15 protein-coding genes are annotated in these 15,601 nt (G+C 63.3%); 4 read left to right on the plus strand and 11 right to left on the minus strand.

From position 1 onward, the window contains the following. Positions 1-259 precede the first annotated feature (259 nt). From NKI67_RS23205 to ettA, 5 genes are all read right to left on the minus strand, one after another. Positions 260-877 carry an MOSC domain-containing protein gene (locus tag NKI67_RS23205; RefSeq protein WP_352637255.1) on the minus strand — a complete coding sequence of 206 codons (618 nt, stop codon included), beginning with the start codon at positions 875-877 and terminating at the stop codon, positions 260-262. A 224-nt stretch (positions 878-1,101) separates the two neighbouring features. Then, positions 1,102-2,223, minus strand: a complete 1,122-nt coding sequence (locus NKI67_RS23210; protein WP_352646996.1) for a beta-ketoacyl-ACP synthase III — start codon at positions 2,221-2,223, stop codon at positions 1,102-1,104. 113 nt (positions 2,224-2,336) lie between these two features. Next, positions 2,337-2,672 (minus strand): hypothetical protein, encoded by a 336-nt coding sequence (locus NKI67_RS23215; protein ID WP_023675887.1) that lies wholly within the window; start codon positions 2,670-2,672, stop codon positions 2,337-2,339. 114 nt (positions 2,673-2,786) lie between these two features. Beyond that, a complete protein-coding gene (gene tam, locus NKI67_RS23220; protein WP_352646998.1) occupies positions 2,787-3,557 on the minus strand; it encodes a trans-aconitate 2-methyltransferase in 771 nt (256 codons plus the stop codon). A 45-nt stretch (positions 3,558-3,602) separates the two neighbouring features. Continuing rightward, on the minus strand, positions 3,603-5,252 hold the full coding sequence (gene ettA, locus NKI67_RS23225; RefSeq protein WP_292659428.1) for an energy-dependent translational throttle protein EttA: 1,650 nt from the start codon (positions 5,250-5,252) through the stop codon (positions 3,603-3,605). A 241-nt stretch (positions 5,253-5,493) separates the two neighbouring features. On the opposite strand from ettA, the gene NKI67_RS23230 reads away from it, so the two are divergent. After that, positions 5,494-6,789, plus strand: coding sequence for a GGDEF domain-containing protein (locus tag NKI67_RS23230; RefSeq protein ID WP_352571800.1), 1,296 nt, complete (start codon positions 5,494-5,496; stop codon positions 6,787-6,789). A gap of 27 nt (positions 6,790-6,816) precedes the next feature. On the opposite strand, the gene NKI67_RS23235 is transcribed toward NKI67_RS23230, so the two are convergent. The 4 genes from NKI67_RS23235 to NKI67_RS23250 all read right to left on the minus strand — a co-directional run bounded on the left by NKI67_RS23235 (position 6,817) and on the right by NKI67_RS23250 (position 9,871). Next, entirely contained in the window at positions 6,817-7,431 is a 615-nt protein-coding gene (locus NKI67_RS23235; RefSeq protein WP_156937311.1) for a hypothetical protein, read from the minus strand. 73 nt (positions 7,432-7,504) lie between these two features. Continuing rightward, positions 7,505-8,518: a ribonuclease T2 family protein gene (locus NKI67_RS23240; protein ID WP_352571799.1), complete on the minus strand. Its 1,014-nt coding sequence runs from the start codon at positions 8,516-8,518 to the stop codon at positions 7,505-7,507. Between the two features lie 121 nt (positions 8,519-8,639). After that, positions 8,640-9,089 (minus strand): MarR family winged helix-turn-helix transcriptional regulator, encoded by a 450-nt coding sequence (locus NKI67_RS23245; protein WP_352456202.1) that lies wholly within the window; start codon positions 9,087-9,089, stop codon positions 8,640-8,642. Further along, complete coding sequence (locus NKI67_RS23250; RefSeq protein ID WP_352456203.1) at positions 9,086-9,871, minus strand: alpha/beta fold hydrolase; 786 nt, start codon at positions 9,869-9,871, stop codon at positions 9,086-9,088. Before NKI67_RS23250 ends, NKI67_RS23245 begins: the two co-directional genes overlap by 4 nt. Positions 9,872-10,139: 268 nt before the next feature. Here NKI67_RS23250 and NKI67_RS23255 point away from each other — a divergent pair, with 268 nt between their 5' ends. The 3 genes from NKI67_RS23255 to NKI67_RS23265 all read left to right on the plus strand — a co-directional run bounded on the left by NKI67_RS23255 (position 10,140) and on the right by NKI67_RS23265 (position 13,975). After that, complete coding sequence (locus tag NKI67_RS23255; protein WP_352571798.1) at positions 10,140-11,075, plus strand: alpha/beta fold hydrolase; 936 nt, start codon at positions 10,140-10,142, stop codon at positions 11,073-11,075. Between the two features lie 78 nt (positions 11,076-11,153). Continuing rightward, the gene (locus NKI67_RS23260) at positions 11,154-12,329 is read left to right on the plus strand and encodes a CaiB/BaiF CoA transferase family protein (protein ID WP_352571797.1); all 1,176 of its coding nucleotides are present in this window, start codon (positions 11,154-11,156) and stop codon (positions 12,327-12,329) included. Beyond that, on the plus strand, positions 12,326-13,975 hold the full coding sequence (locus tag NKI67_RS23265) for a thiamine pyrophosphate-binding protein (RefSeq protein WP_352571796.1): 1,650 nt from the start codon (positions 12,326-12,328) through the stop codon (positions 13,973-13,975). The genes NKI67_RS23260 and NKI67_RS23265 overlap by 4 nt, the downstream gene beginning before the upstream one ends. Positions 13,976-14,015: 40 nt before the next feature. On the opposite strand, the gene NKI67_RS23270 is transcribed toward NKI67_RS23265, so the two are convergent. Next, positions 14,016-14,459, minus strand: a complete 444-nt coding sequence (locus NKI67_RS23270; protein WP_352453392.1) for a CHRD domain-containing protein — start codon at positions 14,457-14,459, stop codon at positions 14,016-14,018. 147 nt (positions 14,460-14,606) lie between these two features. Then, the gene (locus tag NKI67_RS23275; RefSeq protein WP_352453393.1) at positions 14,607-15,578 is read right to left on the minus strand and encodes an ABC transporter substrate-binding protein; all 972 of its coding nucleotides are present in this window, start codon (positions 15,576-15,578) and stop codon (positions 14,607-14,609) included. Between the last annotated feature and the right edge of the window lie 23 nt (positions 15,579-15,601).

Raw genomic sequence — 15,601 nt, forward strand, 5'->3', positions numbered from 1 at the left:
CCTTCGCTTCCCCCCCCCTCCTCCCCTCCTCCTATGCCCTGATCCACCTCCTCTCCCTCTGGGCGCCGGCTGCTGTTCTTTTCCGTCGGGGGCCCCCCCGCCCCCCGGGTGGGGGGGGGGGGGGGCGCCCCCCCCCCCCGCCCCGGCCGCCCCCCCCCCGCGCACTCCCACGCCCCCCTCCCCGGCCGCTGCGCGCCCACCTCTCCCCCCGCTTCGCGGTGGGCGAGGAACCCAAGTCTACGCCTTGCCTGGAAAACAACTAGGCCCGGTAAACCCACTGCTCCGGCACGCGCACCGAAATTTCCTCGCCGGCCGCGATCATGCCGGGCTTCTCGACCCAGGCGACGAGCCCGCGCAACCGTTTCGCCGCTTTCGGGAACAGCAGCGCGCCGGCCTCGACGTCGGCCATACCGGCATTCTCGGCGACCGACCTGCCCGCAATCCGGCAAGGCCCGTTCTGCGCGTCGATCTTGACGGTCGCGCCGCCTTTGAAGAACAGCAGCGTGCCGGACGGCAGCATCGAGAGGCGCGGCAGGCCTTCGATCAGGAGATTGGCGCCGATCCATTCCGGCTTGATCTCGGTAATGCCCATCCGTTCGGCGACGATCGCCAGCTCGTCCTCCGCCACGATCGACAATTGCCGTTCGTTGCGCATCTCGGTGCCGCGCGGATACCACGGCTCGCGCCCACCAGAGCGCCGCGTTGTGCCGGCGTGGAAATCGCCGTCGATGCCGTCGAAGCCGACTTGCAACTGATCCACTGCCCGTGTCTCGAAATGATCGAACGGTGCGAGGTAAAGCGCCGCCACCCTGGCGGCGAGTTTTCGCGACGGGACGATCTCGACCGGAGTTTCGGCTTCGGGAAAAAGATCCAGCATGGGTTCGTGCCTCGCGTGATACGCGCAATTAGCCGCGGTCAGCTCATCAGGTCCAGTCGAAAGCGCTGATGCTCCGATCAAGCGGACTGATGCGATTTGCCAGGCGCGCTCCGATGCGGGTGCCGTTCGCGCCGAGCTGATGCATGTCGCCCAAAAGCATGCCCTCGGGCTTGAACCGAGGGTGTGCAGCGGTTTTGGGACAACGACATGCGTAAAACAAAAATCTAGAGCATGCGCAATAGAGCGCCGCCGATCGAGTAGCCGGCGCCGAAGGCGCAGAGCAGGCCGTAGTCGCCGGCCTTCATGTCGGCATGGTTCTCCGACAGGGCGATGATGGCGCCGGCGGCGGCGGTGTTGCCGAGGCGCTCCAGCACCATCGGCGCGCGGTCGTGGTCGACGTCATGGCCGAACGACAGTTTCAGGATCATGGCGTTCATCCGCGCATTGGCCTGATGCAGCCAGAAGCGCCGGATCGCTTGCGGCGTCAGCCCGTGCTCGGCCAGGAATTCGACGATGAATTTGTGGCCGGCGACGGTGACTTCCTTGAACACCTTGTTGCCGATCTGCTTGATCAGATTGCCTTCCAGATCGATCATGTACGGATCGTCCTGGGTGGCGCGGGTATAGTAGCCGAGATTGGTGCGGATGCTGTTCGACATCTGTGTCCAGGCGCGCGTATCGAGCACCTCGAAGCGGCCCGGCCGCTTCTCGCCCTGGGCAAGCCCTTCGACGACCATCGACACGGAAGCGTCGCCAAAGATGAAATGCGTCTGCCGGTCGCGAAAATTGAGGTGTCCGGTGATGATCTCCGGCGTCGTCACCAGCACGCGTTTATGCGCCCCTGCCCGTACCAGATTGACCGCGATGTGCAACGCCGCCGCTGCCGAAGAGCAGCCAAGCCCCATATCGAAGCCGGCGCCTTTCGTGCCCAGCGCCTGCTGCATTTCGATGGCGATCGCCGGATAGGGCCGCTGATGGTGCGAGGCCGAGCAGATCACCAGGTCGATGTCGCCAGGCTTCAGCCCGGCATGATCGAGCGCCTTGCGGGCCGAAGCGATGCCGAACTCGGCCTCCAGCGACAGCGCATCGTCGGGCCGCGCCGCGAAGCGCGGCGCCATGCGGGTCGGATCGAGGATGCCTTCCCGTTCGATGACATGGCGGGTCTGGACGCCCGAGGCATGGACGATGAAGGCACTGTCCGATTTCTGCAGAAGCGGCTCGCCCGACACCTCGCGGCGGACGTTTTCCATATCCACCCAGCTGTTGAAGCTGGCGACGAGTTCCTCATTGGTGATCGAGGCTTCGGGGATTTCAACGCCGATGCCGCTGATGATGACGCGATGCATTTCCAGTTCGTCCCGTGCGCAGGCGTTGCGGCTTCGCCGTAAAAAGCTCGGCGCAACCTCTTTTGCACCTAGCCAGTTTATGCCGGCTTAAATCAAGTCCCTGGGACGGGTCTTTACCAGGCGCAGAGCTTGGTATTGGTCTGCGGGTTGTTCCAGCAGGCACCGTCATCGCGGCTGCGCACGAATTGCCCGGGCAGCGGCACGTTGCGGCGGCCGAGATTGACATAGCCATAGGCAAAACCCGGTCCGTCGATTTCCAGGACGTAGGTCGGATAGCCCGGCGCCGAGATGCGAAAGCTGCCGGCATCGTCCAGCGCCCGATAGCTGCACGAGAAATAGCCGTCGTCGCTGGTGAAGCAGCGCGCTCGCTTGGCCTCCGCCGATATAGACAAGGCAAGCACAGCGGCCGCACAAACGCTGCCGCCGAAACCCATCTTCTTCAGTGTCATCATCCACCCCCATGGCCCATGAAGGGCCTTATCCCTGCCCCAGCGAGATGCGCATGACGGCGAAAGCCGGTCAAGCATCCGCTGCTGGCTGTTTTTGGGTGTAGCTAAGAGTTTCTAAGCAGAACGCCGCGCCACGATGAAGAGACGGGGAAAGCGCAGCAATACCTTGCCGCTTGCCGTTTTCGGATAGGCTTCGCTGATCCCGGCCGTGTAGCGCTTCAGGAAAAGCTGCCGCTCGTTCTCGTCGAGCGGATCGAGGAACGGCTTCAGCCCCGTCGACTTCACCCATTCGACGATCGCCTCGGCATCGGCCAGCGGATGGTTGTAGATCGTGTGCCAGATATCGAGCCGATCCGAGAATGGTGACAAAAGGTCGTAGTAGAACGCGACCGGCGGCAGCGGCGCGCGGGCCGCGCGCTCGAGCTTTTCGGCAAACGGCATCTCGGCCGCGGTCTCCCGCATCAGCCGGTGCGAAGGCTCAGCCATATTGTCCGGCATCTGCACGGCAAGCGCGCCGCCGGGCGCCAAAAATCCCATCAGCCGCTGGAAGACCGCCGGATGCTCCGGCAGCCATTGAAACACCGCATTGGCAAAGATCACGTCGACCGGTTCGTTCGGCTGCCACGCCGCCGCATCCGCCAAGGCAAAGGTGACGCCGGGCAGGCGCGCCTTCGCCTTCTCGATCATGTCGAGGGAGGTATCGAAGCCGCTGATCTGCGCCTGCGGCCAGCGCTCGACCAGCAATTCGGTCGAATTGCCCGGCCCGCAGCCAATGTCGACCACCCGGCGTGGTTCCGGCACCGGCACCTGCGCAACGAGATCGCGCGCGGGGCGGGTGCGCTCGTCCTCGAATTTCAGGTAGAGGGCGGCGGACCAGTCGGCCATCTTGGTTCCTCAGATCATTTGAGAATTCGCCGCCCTGTAAATGTCTTACCGCGTCAGCCGCTTATACGTCATGCGGTGCGGATTGACCGCGTCCGGGCCGAGGCGGCGGATCTTGTCCTGCTCGTAATCCTCGAAATTGCCTTCGAACCATTCGACGTGGCTGTCGCCCTCGAAGGCGAGGATGTGCGTCGCCAGGCGATCGAGGAACATGCGATCGTGCGAGATGATGACGGCGCAGCCGGCGAAGCTCTCGAGCGCGTCTTCAAGTGCAGCCAGCGTTTCGGTATCGAGATCGTTGGTCGGTTCGTCGAGCAGCAGCACATTGCCGCCGGTCTTCAGCATCTTGGCCAGATGCACGCGGTTGCGCTGGCCGCCGGACAGGTTGCCGACCTTCTGCTGCTGGTCGCCGCCGCGGAAATTGAACGACGCGCAATAGGCGCGGGTGTTGGCTTCGAACTTGCCGAGCTTGACCACTTCGGCGCCGCCCGAGATCTCTTCCCAGACCGTCTTGGTCGGGTCGAGCGCGTCGCGGCTCTGGTCGACATAACCGAGCTTGACCGTCTCGCCGACGCGGATGGTGCCGGCATCGGGCTTTTCCTGGCCGGTGATCATGCGGAACAGCGTCGTCTTGCCGGCGCCGTTCGGGCCGATGACGCCGACGATGCCGCCGGGCGGCAGCTTGAATTCGAGATCGTCGATCAAAAGCGTGTCGCCAAAGCCCTTCGACAAGCCCTCGACCTCGATCACCACATTGCCGAGCCGCTCGCCATGCGGAATGACGATCTGGGTGTCGCTCGGACGCCGCTTGTCGGCTGCATCCAGCAGATCCTGGAACGCCTGGATACGGGCTTTCGACTTGGTCTGCCGGGCTTTCGGGCTGGACTGGATCCACTCGCGCTCGCGGCCGATCGCCCGCTGGCGCGCATCGTCCTCGCGGCCTTCCTGCTTGAGCCGCTTGGCCTTGGCTTCGAGATATTTGGTGTAGTTGCCTTCGTACGGGATACCGCGGCCGCGATCGAGCTCGAGGATCCAGCCGGTGACATTGTCGAGGAAGTAGCGATCGTGGGTGATGATCATCACCGCGCCCGGATAGGCCCGCAGATGCTTTTCCAGCCACGCCGTCGTCTCGGCGTCGAGATGGTTGGTCGGCTCGTCGAGCAGCAGAAGGTCGGGCTGGCGCAGCAAAAGCTGGCAAAGCGCGACGCGACGGCGTTCGCCGCCCGACAGCTTGGTGACATCGGCCTCCTTGGGCGGGCAGCCGAGTGCCTCCATCGCCATCTCGACCTGCTGTTCGAGATCCCAGAGGTTGAGCCGGTCCATCTCGTCCTGCAGCTTGGCCGACTCGTCCGCCGTCTCGTCGGAATAGTTCATCATCAATTCGTTGTAGCGCTCGATGATGGCGGTCTTGGCGGCGACGCCTTCCATGACGTTTTCGAACACGTTCTTGTTCGGATCGAGCGCCGGCTCCTGCGCCAGGTAACCGACGGTAGCACCCTCGGCCAGCCAGGCCTCGCCGCTCCACTCCTTGTCGATGCCGGCCATGATCTTGAGGATCGTCGACTTGCCGGCGCCGTTGGGACCGAGGATGCCGATCTTGGCGTCCGGATAGAAGGACAGATGAATGTTCTCGAGCACCTTCTTGGTGCCGTAGGCCTTGTTGAGGCCGGCCATGTGATAGATGAACTGGCGTGCCACGCGCGCTTTCCCTGAAAAGTCGACTGATGTCGGATTGAATGGAAGTTGGGGGCTATGTAAGCGATGCGGCCGCGAACGGCAAACAGTTTTGGCCCCAAGCGGATTTGGTCGCACCCACAAACGCTTAGCCGCTTCATTTCGTGCCGGCGCCCAGGCGAAAGCTCCGGTTAACCATTCCGCGTCAAACAATGTTGGATGGGAAATCGCTGGCAGCCGCGATTTCGGGGAGAGAGATCGGGCCGTGTTGAACAGTTTCCTGCTTTTTGCCGAAGCGGTTCTCTATTTCGGCATCATGGTCACGCTTTTCCGGTTCAGGGGCCGCATCGGCCTCGGCGTCTTTGTTTGCGCCCTTGGCGTCATGCATTTCCTGGAAACCTATCTCGCCAGCGTCTTCTACGTCGCGCTGCCGTTCGGCATGGTATCGCCGGGTTCGGCCGTGCTGTTTTCCGGCAAGCTGGTCATGCTGCTCCTGCTCTACATCAAGGAGGACGCGGCAACGGTCCGGCAGCCGATTTATGGCCTGCTGCTCGGCAATGCCCTGATGATCGGGCTCGTGCTGATCCTGCGCCTGCACGACATCGCACCGCTGCCCGACGGCAAGCTTCCCGACATCGGCTTCATCGACGAGATGGGCTGGCTGATGGTGTGGGGCACGACGCTGCTGTTCGTCGACGCCATCCTGATCATTCTGCTCTATGAAAAGCTCGGCAAATATCTGCGCAAGGCGCTTTTCACCCGCATCCTGGTCTCCGTCGCCTGCGTGCTCACCTTCGACCAGGCAGGCTTTTTCACGGCGCTGCATTTCGTCACCGGCGCGCCGGTCGCGGTGTTCTTCGGCGGCTGGTTCGCCAAGATGGCAGCGGCCCTGGTCTACAGCACCATGCTGGTCGGCTATATCAGGTGGTTCGAGGCGCGGCAGGTGCCGGCGGCGCGCGGGCTTTCCGACATTTTCGACACGCTGACCTATCGCGAGCGCTATGAGGCGCTGGTCGAGCATGTCGGTCGCGACGGCCTCACCGGCCTCCTGCACAGGGGGCGCTTCGACAGCGATGGCGAGGCCGCCGTCGCCGCCAGCCTGCGGACCGCCAGGGCGCTCAGCCTGCTGATCATCGATGTCGACCACTTCAAATCGATCAACGACCGCTTCGGCCACGCCGAGGGAGACAAGGTGCTGAAAGCCCTGGCAATTTTGCTTGGCGAACTTGTCGGGACCGAAGATCAATTGTTCAGGATCGGCGGTGAGGAATTCGCCATCCTCGGCTGGCGTCCGCAGCCGCTCGCCAGACTGCTGGGCGAAACCGTCAGGCAAGCGGTCAAGACGTCCGCGAGCACCAGCCGGTTCGACATTACCGTCAGCGCCGGCATCTCGACGGTCAGCGAGACGACCCGTTGCCTTGCCGATCTCTTTGCGCTGGCCGACCAGCGTCTCTACAAGGCCAAATCCACGGGACGCGATCGCGTTGTCGGCGAACCGGGCGGCAACGAAGCAGACGCCCGCAACACATGGACCAGGCCGGAGCGCAGCGCCGGCGCGTAACGCTGCCCAGGCCTGCGATTGGCTCAATCAGGATTGTTTGCGCCGCTGCCATCCGCCGATCGCAACCGAAACCGCCATCAGCGCGATCGCCAGCCATTTCAACGCGGTAATAATCGGGCCGGCTTCGATGTCGTAGGCAATGAACAGAAGAATGCCCGGTACCAGCAGGCCGCAGAGCACGAGCGTGATCCGGTTGATCTGCCATGACACTTTTGCCGCAAGCGCCTGGTCGCCGGGCACGGCGACAAGCGCGGCCCGCATTGCCTTCGGCGCCACCAGCGTGGTCGAAAGACGCAGCGAAATCGGCAGGCCGATGCCGATGATCAGGAAGGCGCATGCCGCCAGGAGCAGCGAAAACTTGATCGCACTGGTTTCGGCCGGTACCGGGAACAGCAGCGCCGCCAGCGGCAGGAAGACACAGAATATCCCGAGCGCGGCAATGGCGATGAAGATCGCCGCGTTGACCAGCGTGAACAATTGGTAGGTGCCGCCGCCGACGGGTTTGGCGAGCGTGGTCATGCGCGCCCACTCCACTTCGGTGTAGGAAAAGCCCGGCCACTCCATATGGCCGTCGCGGATCGCCGTCATGCCCTTGGCCCAGAACGCCAGCCGCGCCAGCGCGCCGCCCGTCATACCACTCATCGCCACCCCCTATGAATGATGCCCCCGGGATCATACCATCCCCGGTGCAAAGCGACAGTCGCGTACGGCCTGTTTACTGGAACCCGACGGCATCGACCGCGCCCTTCGGGCAGCCAGCCTTGGCTGTCGGCGCCGAGGCAAGCAGCAGGGCACCGAGCGAAGCGTTCGAAGCGATCGGGCCGGTCAGGCCGAGCGTCAGTTCGCCGATCAGCCGCCTGCCGTTCGAAGGATCGACCACGCAGGACACGCGGACCCGGTCGCCCGCGCCTTTGCCGAAGGCACTGTCGAAGGTGCTGCGGATCTGATCGGATGTCAGTTGCTTGCCGATGTTCTTGATGAAGAGATCGCGCACCGGCGACGCATTCATCGCGCGCATCAGGTTCAAAGCGACGGCGAAATACTCCTGCTGGCTCTTGCCGTAGCAGGTGCCGTGCTTGATCCATTCATGCCTTTCGAGGGCGGATGCGGTGCCCGGCATCACCTGGTCGAGTTCCGCTCGCGTTTTCGGGTCAAGGGTGACCGGCGGCAAGTCTCGCCAGTGCGCCGGATCGTCGTTCGCCTTGTCGCTTGCGGCGACCTGGCAATAGAAATTTCCGTTCGGCTGCGGCCACAACCCATGCAAGGTGAAGTGGGTCGCCTCGAAACCGGCGGCGGTCTGCGCACGGCATTCGGCCTTGCTGGATTTGGTCTCGCAGAAAGCCGGCTGCCAGCTCAGCGCGAAGACATATTCCGGCTTTCCGGACGCCGATGGCTTGTTCGGCTCGGCAGGCGCCGGTGCAGCCGGCATCGTCGACGCGCTGCCGCCCGAAACACGACCGCAGCTGATCTTAACCCAGCGGCGCTCCGGATCGGCGCCCGGCACGCGAATGAGATAGTGCGTGGGCGCGTCCTTGTTGCCGGCCAGCAGATCATAACTCTGACCAGCCGCGGTCGAGACATTGCCGGGATTCTTGCCGCTCTTGATCGCCTGCGTTGCCGGACAGGCGGCATCGGCGACGAAAGAGCCGGTCATCTTCACATCGGCGCGCGCCGCGCTTGCGCCAGCAAACGCAAGAAACACCGCCCCCCATATCGCCCAAATCCGCATTCCGGCACTCCTCGTGATTCACGCCGCAAGCTAGAAACTTGCGACATGTCAGACTTACGATTTCTTTCGCCCGGCCGTAAAAACAATCGCCAGCGCATTGAGACGGCTCCCGCGCGGTCGATCAGGATCCGCCCGCCTCCACCCGTTCCGTCAGGGTGCGCAGCAGATCAAGCGAGGCTTTCAGCGCGTCGGCGTCCATACCCTCCGAAACACGGTTCGCCCAAACATGCTGGCGTGTGCCGATATTCTTGACCGCTGCCCGGCCGGCATCGGTTATCGACAACAGCTTGGCGCGGCGATGCGCCGGGTTGTCGGCGTAGGCGGCAAGCCCCTCCGCAGCCAGTATGTCGGCCAGCCGCTGTACACTCTGACGGGCGAGACCCATGTCGCGGGCGATGTCGGCCACAGATTTCGGCTCCTTCAAAACTGCACCCAAAACCTGCCAGCGCGCTGCCGTCAGCCCGGTTGGAGCGGCCAGCCGCTCGGCCGCATCCAGAAAACTGCCGTTCATCCTGAACACGGCAAGCACCAGTTCGGTGAGCACATTTGCCGCTTCGGTCCTGGTCGTCATTTCTGGCCGGCCTCGATGGTCGCGACGAAATTATTAACGGCTTCGGCTACGACCTCCGGCTTGTCAAGCATCACCCAATGGCCGCTGCCCGCCACGATCTGGCGCGGAATGTCCGTGCGCAGCCGATAGAGCGCGGCTGGAGTGTCACTGGCCTCGGTAGCCAATACGAACATAGGCCCGCGATACGCATCGAGTGCCGGCTCCGGGTTCCATTCGGCCAGTGCCTTGCCGACACCTGCCCTCGCCGCCGGATCGACCACTGCCGCATCGGCCAGAACACGCTGGCGAACAGCCGCGTTAGGGCCGGCAATCGACGTGTAATAGGCGTTCAGGACATCACGGCCTTGCGGACCGGCCAGATCGCGGACAAAGCCGTCACGAATCGCCTGCGGCAGCGCACGAGGATCGGTCGCCGGGTCGACGAGCAAGACACCGGCGACCCGGTCGGCATGGCTGGCGGCATAAGCGAGCGCCACGCCACCGCCGCCGCTGTGCGCGACAATGAGAAACCGCTTCAGGCCAAACGCGTCGGCCACGGCACCGACATCCATTGCACGACCGTCATAACCATAGTCACCGTCCTGCGCCGGCGCGGAGGCGCCATGACCGCGAAAATCGAAGGCTACCGCCTCGCGGCCTTCGACGGAGAGCTGCATCACCCGGTCCCAGTGGGAAGCGCGGCTGCAATCTCCATGCAGGAACATGATCGGCAGGCCATTGCCGGCGTTGATCCTATAAGTGGCAAGCTGGCCTTGCGGGCCTGGAACAGTGGACGTCATCATGGATCATCTCCCTGGTTTCCTGACTGAACGCAGCAATCCCTGACAACAGGGTGGCCGTCGTGAAGGCGAAGCCCGCCAGCAAGATTGCACGCCGCGAAATGGCCCCGGTGGTTTTCATAGTCATACCCCCAATCTGCCGCTGACCATTTGACAGTATGCTGTCATGTAGTCACATTGACAGCATGCTGTCAACTACCGTCGAATGGGTACCCTACGTCCCTTGACGTCGATCGCTGCGTCGCCCAACAGTCGCCGACGGGAGCGAGACATGCCATTTGACAAGCAGAGGATGCTGGCATCGCCGACCGGCGCCGAGCTCAACCTTTATGTGAAACACGCCATCGGCCAACCGCGCGCCATTGTCCAGGTCAATCACGGGTTGGCCGAGCACGCGGCGCGCTATGCCCGTTTCGCCGATTTCCTTGGCGAGCGCGGCTACCAGGTCTACGCGCACGACCACCGTGGCCACGGCGCCACCAAGGCGCCCGACGCACCACCTGGCAGGTTCGCCGATGCGGATGGCGGTGCCAAGGTCATCGCCGATGTCGCCGCCGTCCATGATCTCATCGCCAGGGAACAACCTGGCCTGCCGGTCATCGTCTTCGGCCACTCCTTGGGCGCGTCGATCGCGCTGAACTTTGTCCTCCGCCACTCGGCGCGCATCCATGCCGCCGCGATCTGGAACGGCAATTTCTCGGCCGGACTGCTCGGCCAAATCGCGCTGGCCATGCTTGGTTGGGAAAAGTTCCGGCTTGGCTCAGACGTGCCGTCGCGCCTGCTGCCCCGGCTGACGTTCCGGGCCTGGGGCAAGGCGGTGCCCAATCACCGGACGCCGTTCGACTGGCTGTCGCGCGATGCCGTTGAAGTCGAGAAATACATCGCCGACCCGCTTTGCGGCTGGGACGCGTCGGTGTCGATGTGGCAGGACATCGTCATGATGACGCTGCATTGCGGCAGCGACCGCAATTTTTCCGGCGTGCGGCGCGACCTGTTCGTCAATCTGGTCGGAGGCGAGCAAGATCCGGCCTCGGACGGCGGCAAGGCGGTCAGCCATCTTGCCGGCCGGATGCACATGATGGGTTTTTCGAATCTCGTTTCAAAGGTTTACGCCAAAACCCGCCACGAAAGCCTGAACGAGATCAACCGAGACATCATCATGGAGGATTTTGCCGCCTGGGCCGACCGCGTGCTGAGGGCACAGTGATACTGGCCCATTGCAAGGGCCGTGACAGCGGCGCGCGGGATTGATAGAGGCTGCGCTTTCGATCAACCACGGTGATCCATGACTGAGCCTCCGCTCAAAGGCATCCGCGTCATCGAACTCGCACGCATCCTCGCCGGGCCATGGGCCGGACAGCTGCTTGCCGACCTCGGCGCCGACGTGATCAAGGTCGAGAGCCCGGACGGCGGCGACGACACCCGCAAATGGGGACCGCCCTTCGTCATCGGCCATGACGGCGAGAACCTTTCGGCCGCTTATTACCATTCCTGCAACCGCGGCAAGCGCTCCATCGCCATCGACTTCTCGACGCCCGAGGGTGCCGAGACGGTGCGCCGGCTGGTCGCGACATCGGATGTGCTGATCGAAAACTTCAAAGTCGGCGGACTGAAGAAATACGGCCTCGACTATGACAGCCTGAGGAAAATCAACTCGCGGCTGATCTATTGCTCGATCACCGGTTTTGGCCAGTCGGGACCGTATGCGCCGCGTGCCGGCTATGATTTCATCATCCAGGGCATGGCCGGCATGATGTCGATCACCGGCGAAGCCGGCCGCGAACCGCAAAAGGCGGGCGTCGCTATATCGGATGTTTTCACCGGGCTTTATTCGGTCATCGCCATCCAGGCGGCGCTTCGCCATGCCGAGAAGACCGGCGAAGGCCAGCATATCGACATGGCGCTCTACGACACCCAGATCTCGACGCTCGGCAACCAGAACCTCAACTATCTCGTCTCCGGACAGTCGCCGGTGCAGATGGGCAATGCGCATATGAACATCGCGCCCTACGAAGTGGTGCCGGTGAAAAATGGCCACATCATCCTGGCGGTCGGCAATGACGGCCAGTTCGCAAAGTTCTGCGCTGCCGTCGGCCTCGACGAGCTGGCGTCGAACCCTGACTTCGCCACCAATCCCGCCCGCGTCGCCAACCGGGCAAAGCTGCGCGAGCATATGATCGAGGCGCTGAAAGCCTTCGATCGCGACCCGTTGCTGGCCAGACTTGAGACTGCCGGAGTGCCGGCCAGCCCGATCAACAACATCGGCCAGATGTTTGCCGACCCGCAGACCATAGCGCGCGGCATGCGGCTCGACCTCGATGACGGCCATGGCAATCTCTTGCCCTCGGTGCGGGCGCCGATGGTCATGTCCGGCACGCCACTGGTCTATGAGCGCCCGTCGCCGCGTCTCGGCGAACACACCGAAGAAATCCTTGCCGAACTGGAGAGGTCAGGAAAATGAAGACCGGCGGACAACTCATCGTCGATGCGCTCGAAGCCAACGGAACGGACCGTATCTATTGCGTACCTGGCGAATCCTATCTGGCGGTGCTCGACGCGCTGCATGATTCACCGATCCGCACAATCGTCTGCCGCCAGGAGGGCGGTGCCGCAATGATGGCCGACTGCCATGGCCGCCTAACCGGCAGGCCCGGCATCTGCTTCGTCACCCGTGGCCCAGGCGCCACCAATGCCTCGGCCGGCATCCACATCGCGATGCAGGATTCAGTCCCCCTCATCCTGTTCATTGGCCAGGTCGCCAGCCACGCCAAGGGGCGCGAGGCCTTCCAGGAGGTCGACTACGTCAGGTTCTTCGGCGATATCGCCAAATGGGTGGTCGAGATCGACGACGCCGCACGCATACCCGAATTCGTCACACGCGCCTTTGCGGTGGCGACGTCCGGTCGCCCGGGCCCGGTCGTCATCTCGCTGCCCGAGGACATGCTGACCAGCCTCGCCGAGGCACCGGACGCCCGGCATTACACCCCTGTCGAGACGCAGCCCGGCGAAGCCGAGCTCGACGCACTGGAAGTGTTGCTCAACAAGGCAAAGCGGCCCTTCGTCATCCTCGGCGGTACGCGCTGGGACGCGCAGGCCGTTGCACGGATGCGGACGATAGCCGAAGCCTGGTCGCTGCCGGTCGGCTGCTCCTTCCGGCGCCAGATGCTGTTCGACCATCTCCACCCGAACTATGCCGGCGATGTCGGCATCGGCATCAATCCCAAGGTAGCAACCGCCATCAAGCAGGCCGACCTTGTGCTGCTGATCGGCGGCCGCATGGGCGAGATGCCGTCATCCGACTACACGCTGCTGAAGAGTCCCTACCCCGACCAGACGCTGGTCCATATCCATGCCGACGCCGGCGAACTCGGCCGCGTCTACCGGCCGGCGCTGGCGATCAATGCCTCGCCTGCCGCTTTCGTCGAAGCCTTTGCCAGACGCAAGCCGGCCGCAACGCCGGTGTGGGCGGCTGAGGCAGCGAAGCTGCACGCCGCCTATCTCGACTGGTCGACGCCTCCGGAGAGCGGCCCCGGCGCCGTCCAGATGGGGCCGATCATGAATTATCTCGAAACGATTCTGCCGGACGACGCCATCCTCGCCAACGGCGCCGGCAACTACGCCACCTGGGTGCATCGCTACCATCGCTTCCGGCGTTTCGGCACGCAGGCAGCACCCACATCCGGCTCGATGGGCTACGGCACGCCGGCGGCGGTCGCCGCCAAGCAGCTTTTCCCCGACCGCGACGTGATCGCCTTCGCCGGCGACGGCTGTTTCCTGATGAACGGCCAGGAATTCGCCACCGCCGTGCAATACGGGCTGCCGATCATCGTCATCGTCGTCAACAATGGCATCTACGGCACCATCCGCATGCATCAGGAGCGCGAATATCCCGGCCGTGTCGTCGCCACGGACTTGAAGAATCCCGACTTTGCTGCTTTGGCCCGTGCCTATGGCGGCCATGGCGAGACGGTGGAAAAGACCGCCGACTTCGCCGCGGCCTTCGAGCGAGCGCGGGCCAGCGGCAAGCCGTCGATCGTAGAGATCAGGCTCGACCCTGAAGCCATCACGCCGACCCGCACGATGACCCAGATTCGCGACAAGGCCTGACAAAACAGGATGATTGCCCTGTTTTGTCGTCGTGATCTGCCTATTTGGCCTTCTCGATCTGGCCGCGGATCTCGCCATCCGCGTGGGCCGCGGTGTGGATGTTGACGTAATATTTGCCTGCCTCAAGATCGGTGGCCTGGGCATCAGTCAATGTCGCCGAACCCTTGATCGGGCTCTTCAGCTTGCCTTCGAACGGCACCACCGGATCGGCGTTTTGACCCTTTGCCGCCGGGCCGTGAATGTGTGCGGCCTTCGCCGGCCCGCTGAGGCCGGAATATCTCACGGTCCAGCCGAGTTTCTTGGTGGCGGTGTTGAACCTGAGCGTGGCGGTGCCCTTGCCCTTCGTGGTGACGGGCGGGTTCTGCTGAGCACCATCGAGCGTCGCCGTCATCTTTATGGTTTCGGCCAAGGCCGGTGAAGCAGAGAAGATGGCTGCAGAAATGGCCAGCGCCGAAAGCATCGGCGTGAAGGACTGGATGCGCATGGAAACCTCCGTTGTGACACCCTTGAGGCGGGTGCACCGGCACAACGATTTTGCGAGCGGATGTTTCCGCCGGTAACGTTCATTTTACCTCCCACTAAAAAGGGGCGGTCGCCCGCCCCTTTTCCGCTACAAGCCAGTTTGACAGCCCTATTTGATGGCCTTGTCGGTGATCGCCGTCGTGTAGGCGCCGGTAGGCTCCTTGCTGATGATCTTCTGGTCGAGCAGCGCCTTGGCGGTGCGCTCGTAGGTCGCCGGATCGAGCTTGCCATCGGCATTGTCGATCAGCTTGGCGACTTCGCCCATCATGCGCTTTTGGTGATTCTCGTCCTGGCCGCCATTGTCCATGACAATGCCGGCCGCTTCGTCGGAATTGTCGACGGCGTATTTCCAGCCCTTCATCGAAGCGCGTACGAACCGCACCATCTTGTCCTCGAAGGCCGGATCCTTGAGCTTGTCCTCCAGGGCATAGAGCCCGTCTTCGAGCAGATCATTGCCCATGGCGGAATAGTTGAAGACGGTCAGCTCTTCCGGCTTGTAGCCGGCGTCGATGAGCTGCCAGTACTCGTTATAGGTCATGACCGAAATGCAATCCGCCTGCTTCTGGATCAGCGGCTGCACGTCAAAGCTCTGCTTGAGCACGGTGACGCCGTCCGGCCCGCCATCGGTCTTGAGGCCAAGCTTGTTCATCCAGGCATAGAACGGATATTCATTCCCGAAGAACCAGACGCCGAGCGTATGGCCCTTGAAGTCGGCTTCCGTCTTGACCGGACCGTCCTTCGGGCAGACCAACTCCATGCCGGCCTTCTTGAACGGCTGGGCGATGTTGACCAGCGGCACGCCCTTCTCGCGCGCAGCCAGCGCACCGCCCATCCAGTCGACGATGACGTCGGCGCCGCCGCCGGCAATAACCTGCTCCGGTGCAATGTCCGGTCCGCCGGGCTTGATGTCGACGTCGAGGCCCTCGGCGTCATAGAAGCCCTTGGCCTTGGCGACATAATAGCCGGCGAACTGTGCCTGGGTGACCCATTTCAGCTGCAGCGTCACCTTGTCCGCGGCCATCGCCTGGAACGCGGCAAGCGACATCGCGCCGGCCAGCATCGAAACAACAAGTCTTTTCATGTTTTACCCTCTGAAGTTAGCGC

The organism is Mesorhizobium sp. M0408 (assembly GCF_040321495.1).
GTDB lineage: Bacteria > Pseudomonadota > Alphaproteobacteria > Rhizobiales > Rhizobiaceae > Mesorhizobium.

Coding starts and splice junctions, on each gene's coding strand:
- NKI67_RS23260 (WP_352571797.1), top strand. CDS start 11,154: ATGACTGAGCCTCCGCTCAAAGGCATCCGCGTCATCGAACTCGCACGC.
- NKI67_RS23245 (WP_352456202.1), bottom strand. CDS start 9,089: ATGACGACCAGGACCGAAGCGGCAAATGTGCTCACCGAACTGGTGCTT.
- NKI67_RS23250 (WP_352456203.1), bottom strand. CDS start 9,871: ATGATGACGTCCACTGTTCCAGGCCCGCAAGGCCAGCTTGCCACTTAT.
- tam (WP_352646998.1), bottom strand. CDS start 3,557: ATGGCCGACTGGTCCGCCGCCCTCTACCTGAAATTCGAGGACGAGCGC.
- NKI67_RS23205 (WP_352637255.1), bottom strand. CDS start 877: ATGCTGGATCTTTTTCCCGAAGCCGAAACTCCGGTCGAGATCGTCCCG.
- NKI67_RS23235 (WP_156937311.1), bottom strand. CDS start 7,431: ATGAGTGGTATGACGGGCGGCGCGCTGGCGCGGCTGGCGTTCTGGGCC.
- NKI67_RS23275 (WP_352453393.1), bottom strand. CDS start 15,578: ATGAAAAGACTTGTTGTTTCGATGCTGGCCGGCGCGATGTCGCTTGCC.
- NKI67_RS23270 (WP_352453392.1), bottom strand. CDS start 14,459: ATGCGCATCCAGTCCTTCACGCCGATGCTTTCGGCGCTGGCCATTTCT.
- NKI67_RS23265 (WP_352571796.1), top strand. CDS start 12,326: ATGAAGACCGGCGGACAACTCATCGTCGATGCGCTCGAAGCCAACGGA.
- NKI67_RS23240 (WP_352571799.1), bottom strand. CDS start 8,518: ATGCGGATTTGGGCGATATGGGGGGCGGTGTTTCTTGCGTTTGCTGGC.
- NKI67_RS23255 (WP_352571798.1), top strand. CDS start 10,140: ATGCCATTTGACAAGCAGAGGATGCTGGCATCGCCGACCGGCGCCGAG.
- NKI67_RS23210 (WP_352646996.1), bottom strand. CDS start 2,223: ATGCATCGCGTCATCATCAGCGGCATCGGCGTTGAAATCCCCGAAGCC.
- NKI67_RS23215 (WP_023675887.1), bottom strand. CDS start 2,672: ATGACACTGAAGAAGATGGGTTTCGGCGGCAGCGTTTGTGCGGCCGCT.